The organism is Blastomonas fulva (genome assembly GCF_003431825.1).
Taxonomy (GTDB): Bacteria; Pseudomonadota; Alphaproteobacteria; order Sphingomonadales; family Sphingomonadaceae; genus Blastomonas; species Blastomonas fulva.
In genome coordinates this window covers 857329-874722 of sequence record NZ_CP020083.1, presented here as the reverse complement: position 1 = coordinate 874722, position 17394 = coordinate 857329, and the positions used below count along the sequence as shown (strand labels likewise).

Genomic DNA, 17394 nt, shown 5'->3' with positions numbered 1-17394 from the left:
ACCCCGCCCATGGCGAGCATCCGCACAACCCTTGCGACTACCACCACTCCGGGCAACCGGGGGCGGTTCGTCGCGGGCTGATTGCTGCGACGTTCCAGCCGCCCGGTGCGGGTGGCTCTGGCGTCGGCTCCTCGCACTTCCTTTTCATCCCAGGCGCTGAAACTTGGCCCCTTTTGGGCTGCGCCGGATTGTGCCATGGCGCAGGAACAAGCGACAGGAAAGACACGCAATATGTCCGAGCTTCTGAAGATCAGCCTGCCCGATGGTTCGGTGCGCGAGATGCCGCAAGGGTCGACTCCGGCGGATGTCGCGGCCGCGATCGGCCCCGGCCTTGCCAAGGCGGCAATCGCCGCGCGGGTCGATGGCGAGCTGCGCGATATCATGCGGCCGTTCGAGGGCGATGCGCAGCTCGCGCTGGTCACCGCGCGCGACGAGGCCGATGCGCTGGAGTTGGCGCGGCACGATTTCGCGCATATCCTGGCCGAAGCGGTGCAGAGCCTGTTCCCGGGAACGCAGATCACTTTCGGCCCTTCGACCGACGATGGCTTCTATTACGACTTTGCGCCAAAGGAACGCCCGTTCACCGACGAGGACCTGCCGGTGATTGAAGCGGAGATGCGCCGCATCATCGCCGCCAACAAGCCGCTGCGCCGCGAAGTATGGGAGCGCGACGCGCTGATCGCGCGCTGGACCGAGCAGGGCGAGACCTTCAAGGCCGAATGGGCCGCCGAATTGCCGCAGGGCGACGAGATCACCGTCTACTGGTCGGGCGACGAGTGGATGGATATGTGCCGCGGGCCGCATCTCGCCTCGACCGGCAGGCTCGATCCTGCTGCGTTCAAGCTGACGCGCGTGTCGGGGGCGTACTGGCGCGGCGACCAGCGCAACCCGCAACTCTCGCGCATCTATGGCACCGGCTGGCTCAACAAGAAGCAGCTCGATGCGCATCTGGTCCGGCTGGAAGAGGCCGCCAAGCGCGACCACCGCAAGATCGGCGCGGAGATGGACCTGTTCCATCTGCAGGCCGAGGCGCACGGCAGCGTGTTCTGGCACCCGCGCGGTTTCGTGATCTACCGGGCGCTCGAAGCGTATATGCGCCGCCGTCTCGATGCCGCGGGTTATCTCGAGGTCAAGACACCGCAGGTGATGGATGCGCGCCAGTGGGAGCAGTCCGGGCACTGGGGCAAATATCGCGAGAACATGTTCGTCATCCCCGACGAGGTGCCCAACACCGAGGACGAAGGCCCGGTGGTGTCGAATGATGCTGCCTGGATGGCGCTGAAGCCGATGAACTGCCCCGCGCACGTGCTGATTTTTCGCCAGGGCATCAAGAGCTATCGCGACCTGCCGCTCAGGCTCGCCGAGATGGGCTGCTGCCACCGCAATGAGCCGCATGGCGCCCTGCACGGGCTGATGCGGGTGCGCCAGTTCACGCAGGACGACGCGCACATCTTCTGCCGTGAGGACCAGCTGGTCCAGGAGATCAGCCAGTTCTGCGACCTGCTCGATGTCGTCTACAAGGACCTGGGCTTTGGCGATTACGCCATCAAGCTCGCGCTGCGCCCCGAAAAGCGCTTCGGCACCGACGAAATGTGGGACTGGTCGGAGCAGTCGATGCGCGATGCGGTCGCCGCGACGGGACGCAACACGGAAGATTGGGGCTGGGAAGAGCTTCCGGGCGAAGGCGCCTTCTACGCGCCCAAGCTGGAGTTTCACCTCACCGATGCGATCGGCCGTACCTGGCAGGTCGGCACGATCCAGACCGATACCGTGCTGCCCGAGCGGCTCGATGCCAGCTACATCGCCGAGGATGGCAACCGCCACCGCCCGATCATGCTGCACCGGGCGATCCTGGGCAGCTACGAGCGTTTCATCGGCATCCTGATCGAGCATTATGCGGGCAAGTTCCCGCTATGGCTCGCGCCGGTGCAGGCGGTGGTCGCGACGATCGTTTCGGACGCCGACGATTACGCGCGCGAGGTGGTCGCAGCGCTGCAGGCGGCGGGAATCCGCGTCGAGGAGGATCTGCGCAACGAGAAGATCAACTACAAGGTGCGCGAGCATTCGGTTGGACGCGTCCCCAACATCCTGGTGGTCGGCAAGCAGGAGGCCGAACAGCGCACCGTGGCATTGCGCCGCCTGGGGCAGCAGCAGCAGCAGTTCCTCAGCCTCGACGAGGTCGTCGCTATGCTCAAGGACGAAGCGCTTCCGCCCGATCTGAAGGGCTGAGCCCAACCGTTCGCCAATCAAAAAGCCCCCTGTTCCACGGCGGAACAGGGGGCTTTTTCGTGTCCGTAACGCTCGAGACATGGCCCAAGAAAAAGGGCGCGATGGTCGAAACCACCGCGCCCCGATCCTCTCCCATGAAGGGAATAGGCTAGATCAGAAGGTGATGCGTGCGCCGAAGCGAACCGACCACAGCGAACCGTTGAAGTTCACCGCTTCGGCCGGAGCCTGGAAGGTCGTGCCGGTACGGTTGGCGTACTGGTACTGTGCGCAGCTGTTGGCACCCTGCGCAACGCAGGTCACGTTCACCAGCGTGCCGTAATAGGGGAAGCCAACCTGACGGATGGTGCCCCAATCGGAGTCGAGCAGGTTGAGGACGTTTTCGACGTCCGCCAGCAGTTCGAGCTTGGTGCCCAGCACGAACGGAACTTCCTGACGCAGCGACAGGTCGAGCTTGTTGTAGCGGGGGCTCTTGCCGATGTTCTTCGGTGCGATGCGGCCCTGATACTTGTTCAGCTCGGAACCCTGCACGAAGCGCTGGAAGCCGGCAAAGTCGAAGCCAGCCGCATAGCTGACCAGCGGGTCGGCCGTCGCCGAGGCGACATTGGGCACATACATGGTGTAGCGGTTGTTGGTGCCGGTGGTACCGAAGACCGCCGAACGGTTGTTGCCCGATGCCTGGTCGGCAAAGGTGTAGCTGTAGCGCTGGCCCGAGAGCGAGTTGAAGAACAGCTCGAACCGGGTGGTGTTGTCGCCGAACAGCTTTGCGTCATATCCGGCCACCAGACGGAAGGCATCGTCACGCTGGTAGTTGGAGATGCCATAAGCCGAGAAGTTCGGATCTTCTGCCGCCGAGTTGGTGTAGTTCGAGAACGCCACCGACGAGGTGCCCGGGTTGAGATCCTTGGCACGCTGGTAGGTATAGGCACCGCCCAGACGCAGGCCGTTGTCCCAGCGCTTGTCGAACCGGGCCACGATGTTCCAGCTGTAACCCTGATCACGGTTGGTCATCAGGATGTCGGTGTTGGTGGTCGCGCCCTGGCCGGGCAGCACGCTGTAGCGCGGACGGCCGTCGGGCAGAACGCCGGTCGCGACCGAGCGCAGGTCGGTCCATTCGAGACCGTCCTTCACCTTCGAATAGACCACATCGACGCCGAAGTTCCAGTTGTCGCCCAGGAAGCCGAGATCGGCGTTATAGTCGATGGTTCCCGAAACGCGCCACTGCGAGGGCACCTTGAAGTTCGGGTCGAGCGCGTTGGTCGGTGCCTGTGCGGTGCCGGTGGTGCGGATCGCATCGATCAGTGCCTGCGGGATGCCGGTGCCGCCCGAGACGTTGTTCAGCGTGGCAGCGCCGATGGCCTGCACCTGCGCGGCGGTCAGGCCGGTGATGCCTGCAATCGCGAAGGTATCAGGTGCACCGTTGAGGCCCTGCACACGGCGAACCTGCGCGCGGCCCAGCGTCGGACCGGGGTTCGAATAGCTGTTCGAAATCCACACGTTGGGGTTGCCGCCACCGAACAGGCCGGCCGAACCACGGATGGTCAGACGATCGGTCGGCTTCCAGTTCAGGCCGAAGCGCGGCTGGAACAGCTGGCGACCGTTGAGGGTCTGCGCGTTGGTGAAGCCGAAGCGGTTGAAGAAGTCGTTGTTGACGAACGGGCGATCCGGCGAGTCGAACAGGTCCCAGCGGAAACCGGCGGTCACGACCAGAGTGTCGGTGACATCAACGGTGTCCTGCAGACCGAAGGTCCAGCTGTTGTTCTCGAACTCGGCGGTGACGGTGTCGATGCCGCCGCGCAGCGGAACGGCAAAGTCGAGCTCGCTGGCGCGACGGTTCTGAAGCCCTGCGATCGAGTCGAAGTAGAAGGCGCCCGAGACGCGCTGTGCAAACAGGTTGCGGATGTCCTGCGTGCGGCGCTCGGCGATCAGCTTCAGCGTGTGGTTGTTGAGCTGCAGCGTGGCCTGGAACTCGATGTTCAGCGACTGAGCATCCAGTTCGTTGGCCTGGCGGCTGACGTCCGGACCAAAGGTCAGCTGGCGCTGGCCTGCAGAACAGGCAAGGGCTGCCTGGGCAGCGGTCTGACCGGTGATCGGAGCAGGCGAGACCGGGTCAAGGCAGGTGCGGAACTCACCGAATGCATTGGCGCCGAAGGGCTGCTGCAGACGGACATAGTCGGCGTAGGACGCACGCAGCTGGGTCGAGAAGTTGTCGGTCCACTGGTCGTTGAACTGGACGATGCCGAAGTGGTTGGTGGCGCCCTGGTTGTAGTTGTTCGAGAGCAAGGCGAAATTCGGGTTGGTCGCCGCCAGTGCACCGATGCCGGTCTGGCCAGCGGTCACGTTGCCCTTGTTGTAGATGTAGGTGAAGGTCGCGCGGTGACCGTCGGCGATGTTCCAGTCCACCTTGGCGACGAACTTGTCGTCCTTTTCCGGAATGTTTCCGGCGACGCCCTGGGTGTCGAAATTGTAGACGCTCTGCGCGATCGACGAAATGTTGCTGATCTGCGCATCGGTAATGCCCAGAGCTGCCGGTTCGAGGGGTGCGGGCACCACGTCACGCAGCCGCTCATAGGTCAGCGAGAAGAACAGCTTGTCCTTGATGAGCGGGCCGGTGAGCTGCGCGGTGTAGATCTTCGATTCATAAGCGCCAGCGCGACGCAGGCCGCGGGCGGTGTCGCCGCGCAGGCTGTCATCGGCATAATAGAAGCCGGCAAGGCCCGTAAAGCGGTTCGAACCCGACTTGAGCTGCGCGTTGATCGCGCCGCCCTGGAAGAAGCCCTGCTGGATGTCGACAGGCGCGACTTCGACCGAGAATTCGCCGATCGCATCGAGCGGAACCGGACCGCGGGTCGACACCAGGCCGCCGGCTTCCAGACCGAAAGGATCGCCGAACGCGACGCCGTCGACGGTGAAGCGGTTGAAGCGGTTGTTCTGTCCCGCGATCGAGATCGCGCCGCCGTTGGTGGGATCGAGGTTCACGCGCGGATCGCGTGCGGCCAGGTTGCGGATGTCGCGGTTGACGTTCGAGACGCCTGCGATGTCACGCGCGGTCAGCACGGTGCCTGCGCCCGATTCCAGCGAGGTCGAAGCGGCGATCGACGATGCGGTCACGACGATGACGGCCTGCGACTGCAGTTCGATCGGCAGACGGAAGGGCTGGCCTGCCTGCAGGAAGATGTCGGTGACCGACGACTGTTCAAAGCCCGGCGCGTTCACTTCGATGGTGAAGGGACCGCCGAGACGCAGGCCGGATGCGCTGAACGTGCCCGACGAATCGGTGACGGTCGAAGCCACGGTGCCCGAAGGGGTGTGGATGACGCGGACTTCAGCGCCGACTAGCGGCTGGCCGTCGCCGGTGACGGAACCACGGATAGACGAAGTCGTTTCCTGAGCATGCGCAGGGGCCGCCATGACGGTGGCCAGCGAGAGCGCCGCAGCGCTCGCTGCGAGATAATAGCGAATTTGCATGTGTCTTTTCCCCGTTTCTTGCCGCCCGGTGGACACTGGCGGCTATGAAAGCGCTCTCACAATCAAGAGATGAGCGGCGCACTAGTCGGCGCTAAGGACATAAAAGCGAAAACAATGTGAAGGATATGTGACAGTTTTAAGTCACGATATGACAGTGGCTCGACGCCCGCTTTTCCCTGACAATATATCGTTATAAATCAGGACTTTGAATAAACATCAGGCACCCTGCAGGCCAATCGGGCTTGGGACCCTTGTTGACGCTTCAGGACGTTTTGTTCGCAACTGCGGCATAAATGACACGCCTCGGCGCGGCAAAATGGCGATGTTTGCGACATGGCCGCGCATGCTGCACTTGCGAACGCCTCGACTCGCGCCCGGCGATGCAAAAAGGGCGCGGAGGTCAGCCCCCGCGCCCTTTTCAATCAGTCCGGAATCGCTGCGGCAAGCAGCGATCGATCGATCAGGCGGCGTCGCCCGCCTCGATCTTGTCCTTGGCGGCAAATACCTGGATCGGGTCCTTGCGGCCCTCGACCACGTCCTTGTCGACCACGATCTCGGCAACGCCCTTCATGCCGGGAAGCTCGAACATGGTATCGAGCAGCATCGCCTCGACGATCGAGCGCAGGCCGCGTGCGCCGGTCTTGCGTTCGATCGCCTTCTTGGCGATCGCCTCGAGCGCGTCCTCGGTGAAGCTCAGCTCCACGTCCTCGAGCTCGAACAGCTTCTGATACTGCTTGATCAGCGCGTTCTTGGGCTCCTTCAGGATCTGCACCAGCGCGGTGATATCCAGGTCTTCCAGGGTCGCGATGACCGGCAGGCGACCGACGAATTCGGGGATCAGGCCGAACTTGAGCAGATCCTCAGGCTCGGTCTTGGTGAGCATCTCTCCGGTCTTGCGTTCCTCGGGCGAGGCGACATGCGCGCCGAACCCGATCGACTTGCCCTGCAGACGATCACCGATGATCTTTTCCAGACCCGCAAACGCCCCGCCGCAGATGAACAGGATGTTGGTGGTGTCGACCTGCAGGAACTCCTGCTGCGGATGCTTGCGCCCGCCCTGCGGCGGAACGCTGGCGGTGGTGCCTTCCATCAGCTTGAGCAAAGCCTGCTGCACACCTTCGCCAGAGACATCGCGGGTGATCGAGGGGTTTTCGGCCTTGCGGCTGATCTTGTCGATCTCGTCGATATAGACGATCCCGCGCTGCGCCTTCTCGACGTTGTAGTCGGAGGCCTGGAGCAGCTTGAGGATGATGTTCTCGACATCCTCGCCGACATAACCCGCCTCGGTCAGCGTGGTAGCATCGGCCATGGTGAAGGGCACGTCGAAGGTCTTGGCCAGCGTCTGCGCGAGCAGCGTCTTGCCGCAGCCGGTGGGGCCGACGAGCAGGATGTTCGACTTGGCAAGTTCAACCTCGCCCGAGCCCTTGCCCGAGTGGTTGAGCCTTTTGTAGTGGTTGTGCACCGCGACCGACAGCACCCGCTTGGCGCGGTTCTGGCCGATGACGTAATCGTTCAGCACGTCGCAGATTTCCTGCGGGGTAGGTACGCCGCCATCCTTCTTGCCAGCCAGGCCAGCCTTGGATTCCTCGCGGATGATGTCGTTGCACAGCTCGACGCACTCATCGCAGATGAACACGGTGGGCCCGGCAATCAGCTTGCGCACTTCATGCTGCGATTTTCCGCAGAAAGAGCAGTACAGGGTGCTCTTCGAATCGGAACCGCTCAGCTTGGTCATAGCTCTTCCTTCTGTTCCGGCGCTTGGGTGCCCGGAACGTGACGTTTCAGCCTAATGCCAAAAACGCAGAATTCAACACGCAACACCGATCATGCCGACCGGTGTCGCGCCTGAACCTGCAGCAGCACAGGCAACGGGGCATCCTGATATAGGATGCAAAACCTGTTAATTCCCTGAATCTTCAGAGGGCGAAGGGCGCTTTTCCATCACATGATCGACCAGGCCGAATTCCTTGGCCTCGTGCGCTTCCAGGAAGGTGTCGCGATCCATCGCCTTTTCGATGGTCGCAAGGTCCTTGCCGGTGAACTGCACGTAAAGGTCGTTCATGCGCTTGCGAATGCGCAGGATCTCGCGCGCCTGGATCTCGATGTCCGATGCCATGCCGCGCGCGCCGCCCGAAGGCTGGTGCACCATGATGCGGGCGTTCGACAGCGCGGTGCGCATGCCCGGTTCGCCTGCGGCGAGCAGGAAGCTGCCCATTGATGCGGCCTGGCCGATGCACACGGTCGCCACGCGAGGGCGGATGTACTGCATGGTGTCATAGATCGCCATGCCGGCGGTGACCACGCCACCGGGCGAGTTGATGTACATCGAGATATCCTTCTTGGGATTCTCCGATTCGAGGAACAGCAGCTGCGCCACGATCAGCGAGGCCATGTTGTCCTCGACCTCGCCGGTGACGAACACGATACGCTCACGCAGCAGCCGCGAGAAAATGTCAAAGCTGCGCTCTCCGCGGTTCGACTGCTCGATGACAATCGGAACCAAAGCATCGCGGACGGTATCGTACATAAACGGGCCTTCTTTCTGCTCTTGTATATCAGCCGTCTAAATCGGCCTGTTTGCCCAAGAGTTCAAGCCCCGATGGCGGCGCCGCGCTGATTTGACAGCAGGCCTGCCTTCTCCCTTGATGGGAGAAGGATACGAAGCCTTGCCGAGCGAAGCGCGGCTAGGCGCAGTTGGATGAGGGTGATGGGAAGCGCCAGCTTCGCTGATACCCTCACCCAGCTTCGACTAGGCAGCGAGCTGCCAAGTCTGCGCAACCCTCTCCCATCAAGGGAGAGGGTCAGGCAATGCGTGATGGTCAGGCCTTTTTGGCGGCAGCCTTTTTCGGAGCGGCCTTCTTTGCAGCAGGCTTGGCGTCTGCAACTTCTGCGGTAGGCTCTTCAGCCTTTGCAGCAGCCTTTTTGGCAGGCGCCTTTTTCGCGGGCTTTTCAGCAGCTTCAGCTTCGGGCTGTGCAGCGGGTTCGGCGTCCTTCTTGGCCGCCTTCTTCGGAGCAGCCTTCTTGGCCTTGGGCTTTTCGTCATGGCCATGGTCGTGACCGCAATCAGGTCCATGGACGTGACCGCCGTCTTCCTCGGCTTCGATCGCGGCTTCCAGTTCCTCGCGAGTCACCTTGCGCTCGGTGATCGTCGCCTTGTCGAACAGAAAGTCGACGACCTTGTCTTCATACAGCGGAGCGCGCAGCTGGGCTGCGGCCATCGGCGTCTGCTGAATGTATTCGGCAAAGCGCTGGCGGTCTTCCTGGCGATACTGCTGCGCGGCCTGTGCCACCAGCATGCTCATTTCCTGCTGCGAGACTTCCACGCCATTGGCCTGGCCGATCTCGGAGAGCAGCAGGCCCAGACGCACGCGGCGCACCGCGATCGAGCGATACTCCTCGCGGTCCTTTTCCATCTCGGCGCGCGCGGCCTCGACGTCTTCTTCCTGCGATGCTTCCTGTTCCAGCTGCGCCCAGATCTGTTCGAACTCGGCTTCCACCATCGAGGGCGGGACTTCGAAATCATGGGTTTCGGCGAGCTGGTCGAGCAAGCGACGCTTCATGTGGGTGCGGGTCAGGCCGCCCAGTTCCTGCTCAAGCTGGCCCTTGATCAGGCCGGTGAGCTGCTCGAGGCTCTCGAGACCAAGCGACTTGGCGAAATCGTCGTCCAGCTTGGTGTCGCCGGGCTTCTTCACTTCGCCCACGACAATGTCGAAGGTCGCGGCCTTGCCGGCCAGATCCTTGGCGCCGTATTCGGCGGGGAAGGTCACGTTGATGACGGCTTCGTCATTGGCCTTGAGGCCGACGAGCTGGTCTTCGAAGCCGGGGATGAGCTGGCCCGAACCGATGACGACGGCCATGCCTTCGCCCTTGCCGCCTTCGAACGGAACGCCATCGACCTTGCCTTCAAAGTCGATGATCACCTGGTCGCCGTCCTTGGCCTTGTAGCTCTTAGCGGCGGTCTCGTAGCTCTTCTGGCCATCGGCGATGCGCTGCAGCGCTTCGGTCACCGCGGCATCGCCGGGCTCGACGGTCAGCCGCTCGAGTGTGATCGAATCGATCGAGGGCGCAGGCACCTGCGGCAAGACTTCAAGCGACAGCTTGATTTCAGCGTCCTTGCCCGCAGCATAATCCTCGGCCAGATCGACCGAAGGCTGGATGGCGGGACGCAGGTTGTTCTCGCGAATCGCCTTGTCGACGCTTTCCTGGATGGTCGAGTTCAGCGCATCGGCATGAATCGACTCGCCATGCATCTTGCGAATCAGATTCGCAGGCACCTTGCCGGGGCGGAAGCCGGGCATCCGCACCTGCGGGGCAATCTTTTTCACTTCTGCATCCACCCGTGCTTCCAGATCCTTGGCAGCGATGGTGATGGTATAGGCCCGCTTGAGGCCTTCGTTCAGCGTCTCGACAATCTGCATCGGCTTAAACTCTTGTCTTTCCATGTTTTGAAAGGGTGATTGCTCCCTTTCCCGGCCATCAGGACGATGGTGCGGGCGAAGGGACTTGAACCCCCACATCTTTCGATACCAGAACCTAAATCTGGCGCGTCTACCAGTTTCGCCACGCCCGCGTCGCGGTAATCAAGCGCGTGCGTCTAAAGAAGGTTGCCACAAAGGGCAAGGGGGGCAAATCTGGGGTTTTCATGGCGACAGGTGCCACGATGGCGCAACCGGGTGACCGGGCAGGCGTAGATATGACACCGAAAGGAACCTCATCATGGCTACACGTCCCGAAGATCCTGCAATTCCCCCGCCTGACCGCATCGATCCGCAAACCCCAAGCGAGTTGCCCGTCAACGACCCGCCGATGGAAGATCCAGTTCGCGAGCCGCCCGAGATGGACCCGGTCCAGCCCGATGTGATCGAGCCGGGCCACGGCCCCGACGAAATGCCTGGTCAGCTTTCCTGATCGACAATCTGCCCGCGACACGGGCCTGAACACCAAAACGCCCCGGCGGGATCATCCCGCCGGGGCGTTCTTGCGTCTGGACGTCTGGTTTCGGTCTGGCCTCAGCGACCCGTGGGTGCGGGCGCCTCCTCGGGCAGGACCACGAACGACCATGCCTTGTCCTTGACCAGATATTTCGCGGCCAGCGCCTGCATCCTTTCGGGCGTGGTCACGGTGTAGTCCGGCAGGATCGTGCGCAGCGCAGAGATCCGGCGCGGATCGCGGGTCGCGCCTTGCAGCTGGTTGAGCCAGAAATTGTTGCCGGTGCTGGCCCGCGACACCAGCTGCCGCAGCGGTTCGGTCGCCCGGGACAGCTCGTCGGCGCTCACCGGCGTGGCGGCAAGGTCTGCTGCGATCGAGTTGGCGATGTCGAAGAACTTGCCGACATTTTCGGGCGCAAGCTGTCCGATCACGCCGACATAACCGCCCTTGTCGAATGCGATCGGCCAGTTGTTGAGCACCTGCGGAGCGTAGCTGGCGCCCGCCTGCGCGCGCAGTTGGTCGAATAGGCGGCTGTTGAAGATCGCGGTCAGGATCTCGAGCTGGCGGCTTTCCTGGACATCGATGATGCCACCGCCGGTCGGCCAGCCGAGGAACGCCGCCGCCTGATCGGGCGCGCCTTCATGCCGCACCACAACCGGCTCAGCGGTGGGGGCGGGGAAGGTAAGCGAATCGGCACCGCTCACCACCGGAACCGCAGCGCGCGGAGGCAGCGCGCCAAAGGTCTTCTCGAGCGCGGCGAGTGCCTCGGCCTTTTCGAAATCGCCGAACAGCATCACCTCGATCGGTCCCTGCGCGAGCAGGGGTTCCCAGGTGGCGCGGAACGCCTCGGGGGTCAGCGCGGCGGCATCCTGCGGGCTCGGCACCTTCCAGCGCGGATCGCGGTTGCGGGTGAGATAGCTCAGATCGCGCTCGAGCACCGTCTGCGGCGACATCGAGAAGCTGCGATAGGCCAGCTCGGTCCCCGCCTTGGCGCGGCGCACCGGGTTGGGGTCCCAGCGCGGCGCGGCAAGCTTGGCAGCGAGCAGCTTGAGCTGGTCGGCCAGATCGCTGCGGCGGGTGTCGGCGGAGAAGGCGAACGCGTCGTTCTCGATCTCGAAGCCGAAGCCGATGCGGCGGCCGTTGGTCAGCCGGTCGAGCCCTTCCTGCCCGATCTCGCCGACGCCGCTGGCGACCAGCGCGGCCTGGCCCGCCCAGGCGAGCGAAGGCTTGTCGGCGGGGAAGGCCTGATAGCCGTTGCCGAAACGCACCTTGACCATGATCTTGGAGACTTCGGCATCATTGGGATAGAGGATGGCCTTCACGCCGTTCGACAGCTCGACCATCTCAATGCCCAGCATCCTCAGATCGGTGACTTGGGTCACCTTCCCCGGCGCGCCGAGGTCGGGCAGATCATCGAAGGTCACCGCTGCGGCCGCCAGCCTGGCGCTGGCATCGGCGGTCACGTCGCGGGTGAGCGCGGTGTTGAGCAGCTTTTCGGCTTCGGGCACGGCCTGGGGCGAGATCAGGATCGCACGCGTGGTAACTCCGCTGAACAGCCGCTGGGTCGCCTCGAGCAGCCGCTCGGGGGTGTACATCGCGGTCATCCCGCGGAACACGTCGAGCGCGGTCTGCGGTGCGGCGATGGTCTCGCGGATATCGACCGCGCCAATGATGTCGTCGGCCTGCTTGGATCCGGCCTCGGTCTCTGCGCTTTCGACGCGCACCGCGAGCGCGGCGTCGAACTCGGCCATTTCGCGGGCGATCTCTTCGGGCGTGGGGGCGGTGGTGGTGGCGTCGGCCAGCACGCCGCGCACATCGGCAAGCGCAGCCTGCCAGTCATCGCCGATCGGCACGATCGAGACGAACGTGCCGTCGACCGAGCGGCTGACGTCCTCGGCGTTCACCTGCGCCTGCAGGAAGCTGCCGCCGCCCCGCGCGCGGCCTTCCAGCCGCCGGTTGATCAGCTGGGTCGCGACCAGGTCGATCAGCAGTTGCTGGTTATAGGCGATGGTGTCGTTGACCGGCTTCCACGGCCGCAGGATTCCCATGCTCACCAGATAGGGAAAGCCCGGCTCGACCATGGCGCGCGCCACGGGCTTTGCCGGGTCCGGCGCGCCGAAGCCGGGGTAGGGGGCCTGCTTGCCCTTGACCTTCCAGTCGCCGTAATGCGTCTTGATCAGCGCTTCGAGCGTTGCGGGCTCGACATCGCCTGCGATCACGATGACCGTGTTCTCGGGCCGGTACCAGCGTTCGTGGAAGGCGCGCACCGCCGGCGATGTCGCCGCGTTCAGTGTCTCGGGCTTGCCGATCGGCGAGCGTTCGGCAAGCTTCTGCCCGGCAAAGAACAATTGGCGCGTGGCATCGCCGACGCGCACCTGCGCGCCCGAACGCTCGCGCAGCTCGGCCATCACCACCGGCACCTCGGCGGTCACTGCCTCTGCAGTCAGCCCGGGCTCGCGGATCATGCCCGAGAGGATCTTCATGCTCTCGTCCAGCCCGGCGGGCGTCGCGGCGGGCAGGTCGAGCTTGTAGACGGTGTGGGTGGGCGTGGTCTCGGCGTTGCTGTCGCTGCCGAAGCTTGCGCCCAGCCGCTGCCAGATGCGAATCGCCTCGCCATCAGGAACATATTTGGACCCGCGGAAGGTCAGATGCTCGAGCAGATGGGCAAAGCCCTGCTCGGCATCGGTCTCCATCATCGATCCGGCATCGATCCGGACGCGGATGGAAACCTGGCCCGGCGGAACCCCGTTGCGCCTGACCGCATAGCGCACGCCGTTGCTGAGCTCGCCAAAGGTCCATTCCTTGTCGACCGGCACGTTGCTGCCGCGGTAAAGCCAGGGCGTCTTTTCACCGGGTTCCAGATTGGGCGGCCGCAGCGGCTTGCCATTTTCGTCGGTGCCGCTGGCCACGGGCTCGCCCGGCAGCTGGGCCACTAAAGGCGCGGAAAGCACCAGGGAAAGCGCCGCCAGCGCAGCGGCCACGCGCGCAGGGCGCATCAGGGGAAAGGTCATGCGGCAATGTATAGGCAGCGCAATTCTGACTGGCCAGTGAATATGCGGCAGAAGGTCTTCGCAATCCGGGCCGAATGCGGCGCCGGGGCTGGGCGGCTGAAAGAAAAACTGCCTTGCGAAGCGCGGGCCGCTGCCCCAGATACCGTGGCATGCTGATAGAAACCGAAACCACCCCGAACCCCGCCACGCTCAAGTTCCTTCCGGGCCGCAAGGTCATGGACATGGGAACCCGCGATTTCGCCTCGCCCGAAGAGGCCGTGGCCTCGCCATTGGCAGAGGCGCTGTTTGGCCTCGGCGATGTGTCCGGCGTGTTCTTCGGCCACAACTTCATTTCAGTCACCGCAGGGCCGGGGACCGACTGGTCCGCGCTCAAGGGCGATGTGCTTTCGGTGCTGCTCGACCATTTCTCCGCCGACATGCCGCTGTTCCGCGCAGCGACCGCAGCCGGGATCGCGGTTCCGGCAGAAGATGCCGACTGGCCGAGCAACCCCGAGGACGAGGATATCGTAGCTCAGATCAAGGAACTGATCGAGACGCGCGTCCGCCCCGCAGTCGCCAATGATGGCGGCGACATCCTTTATCGCGGGTTCGACAAGGGCGTGGTCTATCTGCAGATGCAGGGCGCCTGTTCGGGCTGCCCGTCGTCCAGCGCGACGCTCAAGCACGGCATCGAATCGCTGCTCAAGCATTATGTGCCCGAGGTGATCGAGGTCCGCGCCGCCTGACGCGCATCTGCCGATCATCCTCCCCCAACGCCTGCAACAAGGATCCCGGATTTCATGACTGCACCGCTCGACGACAGCGCGCTCGACCAGCTTTTCCGCACCGCGCGGACCTATAACGGCTATACCGACCAGAGCGTTTCGACCGAGCAACTGCATGCCATCTGGGACCTGATGAAGATGGGGCCGACATCGGCCAACATGCTGCCTTCGCGGCTGGTGTGGTGCGTGTCGGACGAGGCCAAGCGCAAGCTCGCGGCGTGCTGCATGGAGGCGAACGCCACCAAGATCCTGGCAGCGCCGGTCTCAGTGATCATCGGCATGGACCTCGAATTTTACGAACTGCTGCCCGAGCTTTTCCCGCACACCGATGCGCGGAGCTGGTTCATCGGCGAGGGCAAGGAGCAGTTCCGCCGCGACTCCGCGCTGCGCAACTCGTCGCTGCAGGGTGCCTATTTCATCATGGCAGCGCGCGCGCTGGGGCTCGACACCGGTCCGATGTCGGGTTTCGACAATGCCGCAGTCGATGCCGCGTTCTTTGCCGATCAACCCAATGTGAAGTCGAACTTCATCTCGACGCTTGGCTATGGCGATCCGTCGACGATTTTCGACCGCAGCCCGCGCCCCGGTTTTGACCGCTTCAACACAATCGGCTAGCGCGGATCGGGTATGGCACCCGAACCCGATACCCTTCTCGTCATCGACACAGCCACCGAGGCATGCTCGGTCGCGCTGTTCGACCGCGGAGCGCTGATCGCCTCCGACCATGCGGTGATGGGCCGCGGCCATGCCGAAAGGCTGGTGCCGATGATCGCCCGGCTGCCGGGCAAGGGCCGCGCCGCAGCGGTTCTGGTCAACTGCGGGCCGGGTAGCTTTACCGGTGTAAGGGTCGGGCTCGCCGCCGCGCGCGCGCTGGGCCTCGCGTGGAAGGTGCCCGTCAGCGGCTATTCCACGCTGTCTCTGGTCGCCGCGATGGCGCTGGCAGAAGCCGCCGATGGCGCAGGGGTCGATGTGGCGATGACCGGCGGGCATGGGGAATATTTCGTCCAGGGCTTCGATGCCCGGGGTGTCGCGACCGGCGCGCTGGCCTCGCTGAGGCCGGAGGCTGCGGCGGCTGCATGCACCCGCATGCATGTCGCAGGATCGATGGCGCACGCGCTGGTCGCCGCGCGCGGTTTCGGCACGGCGCAGCCGATGCTGCCCGATGCACGGTCCGCGCTGCTGCTCGCGCCCGACGCGCGCACGCTGGCGGCCGATCCGGTCTATGGACGCGGCGCGGACGCCAAGCCGATGGCGGTCCAGCCGTCCGCCCCCGCAGTCGCACCGGTTTGAGCGTGATGACCGGGGCCCGCAGCCCATATGCTGATCCGCCGCCGTATCAGCTGATTTCCGGCCTCGCGGCCGACGACGCGGTCGGGCCGATCATGCAGGTCATGCAGGCGGCGTTCGATCCGGTCTATGGCGAGGCATGGAACCACAGCCAGACCCGCTCGATGCTGGCGATGCCGCTGACGCACACGATCGTCGCTGAAATTCTTCCGCGCCCGCCCGAAGCACAGCCCGGTGAGCCGATCGGTTTTTCGATGTCGCGTCGCATCGGGGACGAGGAAGAACTTTTGCTGATTGCGGTGATACCAGAATGGCGTCAATTTGGGGCTGGTTCTTCGCTTCTCACCCAAGTGATTGAAAATGCGAAAGATGCAGGCGTTGGCCGGATTTTTCTCGAGATGCGAAGCAACAATCCTGCCAGTCATCTTTACCATAAATTTGGTTTCACTCAGGTCGGTCTGCGCAAGAATTACTATAAGGGCGCCGATTCTAAGCTTTATGATGCACTGACACTTGCCCTGACACTATAAGTAGTTGCGCAAATTATCGGTTCCTTATCATGTTACATTTGCCAATCGAGTGGCGCTGACTGGCAACAATGACATTGACGCCAGCAGTCTGTTCTTGCATACCGCGCCCGTCCGGACATAGTGTCGGATTAAGGGTCGTTAATCAAAATATAGAAACGGGATCATTCATTATGGCGGACACCGAATTTGAAATGCACGAAACGCTGATCACGCTTACAGCAGACATTGTGGCTGCACATGTCAGCAACAACAGCGTTGCCGTGTCAGACATTCCTACCCTTATCGAAAACGTCCACCGTGCGCTCAATGGCCTGTCGCCGTCTGAAGTGGTGGCCGAAGTCGAGCGTCCCGAACCTGCGGTATCGGTGCGCGCCTCGATCAAGCCCGACTATATCGTGTGCCTGGAAGACGGCAAAAAGCTCAAGATGCTCAAGCGCCATCTGATGACCCATTACAACATGACCCCGGACGAATATCGCGCGCGCTGGAACCTGCCCGCCGATTACCCGATGGTCGCACCGAATTACGCCGCCACCCGCCGCGAACTGGCCAAGAAGATTGGTCTGGGCCGCAAGCCGGGCAAGCGTCCGGTAAAATAACCGCTCGCGCCGCGCCGCCACCGCTGGCGGTTGCAATTGCTACGATGCACGATAAATTGGCTGGCAGGCGCGGTATCGTCCGCGTCGGCCAGTCACGGTGCTGCCTTTGTGCGCAGCAGGTCTGGTTTGGACCATCAACGGCAGTCAAAGGGGCAGCATGCGCCAGAAAATCGACCTGGAGGCGCTGTGCGCCGATCGCGGCCTGCGGATCACGGATCAGCGGCGCGTGATCGCCCGCGTCCTGTCCGAAGCCGATGATCATCCCGATGTCGAGCGGTTGCACGAACGCGCCTCCGCCATCGACCCGCGCATCTCGATCGCTACCGTCTATCGCACGGTGCGGCTGTTCGAAGAGGCGGGCATCCTCGACCGCCACGATTTCGGCGACGGCCGTGCGCGTTACGAAGCCGCGCCCGAGGCGCATCACGACCATCTGATCGATGTCGAGACCGGCAAGGTGATCGAATTCGTCGATCCCGAGCTCGAAGCGCTGCAGAAACTGATCGCCGAAAAGCTGGGCTATCGGCTGGTTGATCACCGGATGGAACTGTACGGCGTCTCGATCGACCGCAAAGACTGA

Annotated in this window: 13 protein-coding genes and 1 tRNA gene; 8 read left to right on the top strand and 6 right to left on the bottom strand. The window is 63.4% G+C overall.

Annotated elements, in window-relative coordinates; all coding sequences use genetic code 11:
* The first annotated feature begins 231 nt into the window (after nt 1–231).
* On the top strand, nt 232–2229 hold the full coding sequence (thrS, locus tag B5J99_RS04180) for a threonine--tRNA ligase (protein WP_069051920.1): 1998 nt from the start codon (nt 232–234) through the stop codon (nt 2227–2229).
* Nucleotides 2230–2382: 153 nt separating this feature from the next.
* On the opposite strand, the gene B5J99_RS04175 is transcribed toward thrS, so the two are convergent.
* From B5J99_RS04175 to B5J99_RS04155, 5 genes are all read right to left on the bottom strand, one after another.
* Nucleotides 2383–5694, bottom strand: coding sequence for a TonB-dependent receptor (locus B5J99_RS04175; protein ID WP_117351578.1), 3312 nt, complete (start codon nt 5692–5694; stop codon nt 2383–2385).
* Between the two features lie 460 nt (nt 5695–6154).
* On the bottom strand, nt 6155–7429 hold the full coding sequence (clpX, locus tag B5J99_RS04170) for an ATP-dependent Clp protease ATP-binding subunit ClpX (protein WP_017671687.1): 1275 nt from the start codon (nt 7427–7429) through the stop codon (nt 6155–6157).
* 165 nt (nt 7430–7594) lie between these two features.
* Complete coding sequence (gene clpP / locus B5J99_RS04165) at nt 7595–8221, bottom strand: ATP-dependent Clp endopeptidase proteolytic subunit ClpP (protein ID WP_054135699.1); 627 nt, start codon at nt 8219–8221, stop codon at nt 7595–7597.
* A 292-nt stretch (nt 8222–8513) separates the two neighbouring features.
* Nucleotides 8514–10112 (bottom strand): trigger factor, encoded by a 1599-nt coding sequence (gene tig / locus B5J99_RS04160; protein ID WP_117351576.1) that lies wholly within the window; start codon nt 10110–10112, stop codon nt 8514–8516.
* 67 nt (nt 10113–10179) lie between these two features.
* Nucleotides 10180–10264, bottom strand: a tRNA-Leu gene (locus B5J99_RS04155).
* A 146-nt stretch (nt 10265–10410) separates the two neighbouring features.
* Between B5J99_RS04155 and B5J99_RS04150 the strand changes: the two genes are divergently transcribed.
* A complete protein-coding gene (locus B5J99_RS04150; protein WP_117351574.1) occupies nt 10411–10602 on the top strand; it encodes a hypothetical protein in 192 nt (63 codons plus the stop codon).
* Between the two features lie 101 nt (nt 10603–10703).
* Here B5J99_RS04150 and B5J99_RS04145 read toward each other — a convergent pair whose 3' ends face one another.
* Nucleotides 10704–13634, bottom strand: coding sequence for a M16 family metallopeptidase (locus tag B5J99_RS04145; RefSeq protein WP_117351572.1), 2931 nt, complete (start codon nt 13632–13634; stop codon nt 10704–10706).
* Nucleotides 13635–13783: 149 nt separating this feature from the next.
* On the opposite strand from B5J99_RS04145, the gene B5J99_RS04140 reads away from it, so the two are divergent.
* The 6 genes from B5J99_RS04140 to B5J99_RS04115 all read left to right on the top strand — a co-directional run bounded on the left by B5J99_RS04140 (nt 13784) and on the right by B5J99_RS04115 (nt 17394).
* Nucleotides 13784–14359 (top strand): NifU family protein, encoded by a 576-nt coding sequence (locus tag B5J99_RS04140; RefSeq protein ID WP_054135695.1) that lies wholly within the window; start codon nt 13784–13786, stop codon nt 14357–14359.
* Between the two features lie 54 nt (nt 14360–14413).
* Nucleotides 14414–15013, top strand: a complete 600-nt coding sequence (locus B5J99_RS04135; RefSeq protein WP_054135694.1) for a malonic semialdehyde reductase — start codon at nt 14414–14416, stop codon at nt 15011–15013.
* Between the two features lie 12 nt (nt 15014–15025).
* Nucleotides 15026–15688, top strand: coding sequence for a tRNA (adenosine(37)-N6)-threonylcarbamoyltransferase complex dimerization subunit type 1 TsaB (tsaB, locus tag B5J99_RS04130; RefSeq protein WP_117351571.1), 663 nt, complete (start codon nt 15026–15028; stop codon nt 15686–15688).
* A 5-nt stretch (nt 15689–15693) separates the two neighbouring features.
* Nucleotides 15694–16215, top strand: coding sequence for a GNAT family N-acetyltransferase (locus B5J99_RS04125; RefSeq protein WP_245991736.1), 522 nt, complete (start codon nt 15694–15696; stop codon nt 16213–16215).
* Between the two features lie 170 nt (nt 16216–16385).
* The gene (locus B5J99_RS04120) at nt 16386–16814 is read left to right on the top strand and encodes a Ros/MucR family transcriptional regulator (protein WP_054135692.1); all 429 of its coding nucleotides are present in this window, start codon (nt 16386–16388) and stop codon (nt 16812–16814) included.
* 157 nt (nt 16815–16971) lie between these two features.
* Nucleotides 16972–17394, top strand: coding sequence for a Fur family transcriptional regulator (locus tag B5J99_RS04115; RefSeq protein WP_054135691.1), 423 nt, complete (start codon nt 16972–16974; stop codon nt 17392–17394).

Excerpts from the sequence above, each read along its gene's own strand:
- thrS (WP_069051920.1), top strand. The coding sequence starts at position 232 with ATGTCCGAGCTTCTGAAGATCAGCCTGCCCGATGGTTCGGTGCGCGAG.
- B5J99_RS04175 (WP_117351578.1), bottom strand. The coding sequence starts at position 5,694 with ATGCAAATTCGCTATTATCTCGCAGCGAGCGCTGCGGCGCTCTCGCTG.
- clpX (WP_017671687.1), bottom strand. The coding sequence starts at position 7,429 with ATGACCAAGCTGAGCGGTTCCGATTCGAAGAGCACCCTGTACTGCTCT.
- clpP (WP_054135699.1), bottom strand. The coding sequence starts at position 8,221 with ATGTACGATACCGTCCGCGATGCTTTGGTTCCGATTGTCATCGAGCAG.
- tig (WP_117351576.1), bottom strand. The coding sequence starts at position 10,112 with ATGCAGATTGTCGAGACGCTGAACGAAGGCCTCAAGCGGGCCTATACC.
- B5J99_RS04150 (WP_117351574.1), top strand. The coding sequence starts at position 10,411 with ATGGCTACACGTCCCGAAGATCCTGCAATTCCCCCGCCTGACCGCATC.
- B5J99_RS04145 (WP_117351572.1), bottom strand. The coding sequence starts at position 13,634 with ATGACCTTTCCCCTGATGCGCCCTGCGCGCGTGGCCGCTGCGCTGGCG.
- B5J99_RS04140 (WP_054135695.1), top strand. The coding sequence starts at position 13,784 with ATGCTGATAGAAACCGAAACCACCCCGAACCCCGCCACGCTCAAGTTC.
- B5J99_RS04135 (WP_054135694.1), top strand. The coding sequence starts at position 14,414 with ATGACTGCACCGCTCGACGACAGCGCGCTCGACCAGCTTTTCCGCACC.
- tsaB (WP_117351571.1), top strand. The coding sequence starts at position 15,026 with ATGGCACCCGAACCCGATACCCTTCTCGTCATCGACACAGCCACCGAG.
- B5J99_RS04125 (WP_245991736.1), top strand. The coding sequence starts at position 15,694 with ATGACCGGGGCCCGCAGCCCATATGCTGATCCGCCGCCGTATCAGCTG.
- B5J99_RS04120 (WP_054135692.1), top strand. The coding sequence starts at position 16,386 with ATGGCGGACACCGAATTTGAAATGCACGAAACGCTGATCACGCTTACA.
- B5J99_RS04115 (WP_054135691.1), top strand. The coding sequence starts at position 16,972 with ATGCGCCAGAAAATCGACCTGGAGGCGCTGTGCGCCGATCGCGGCCTG.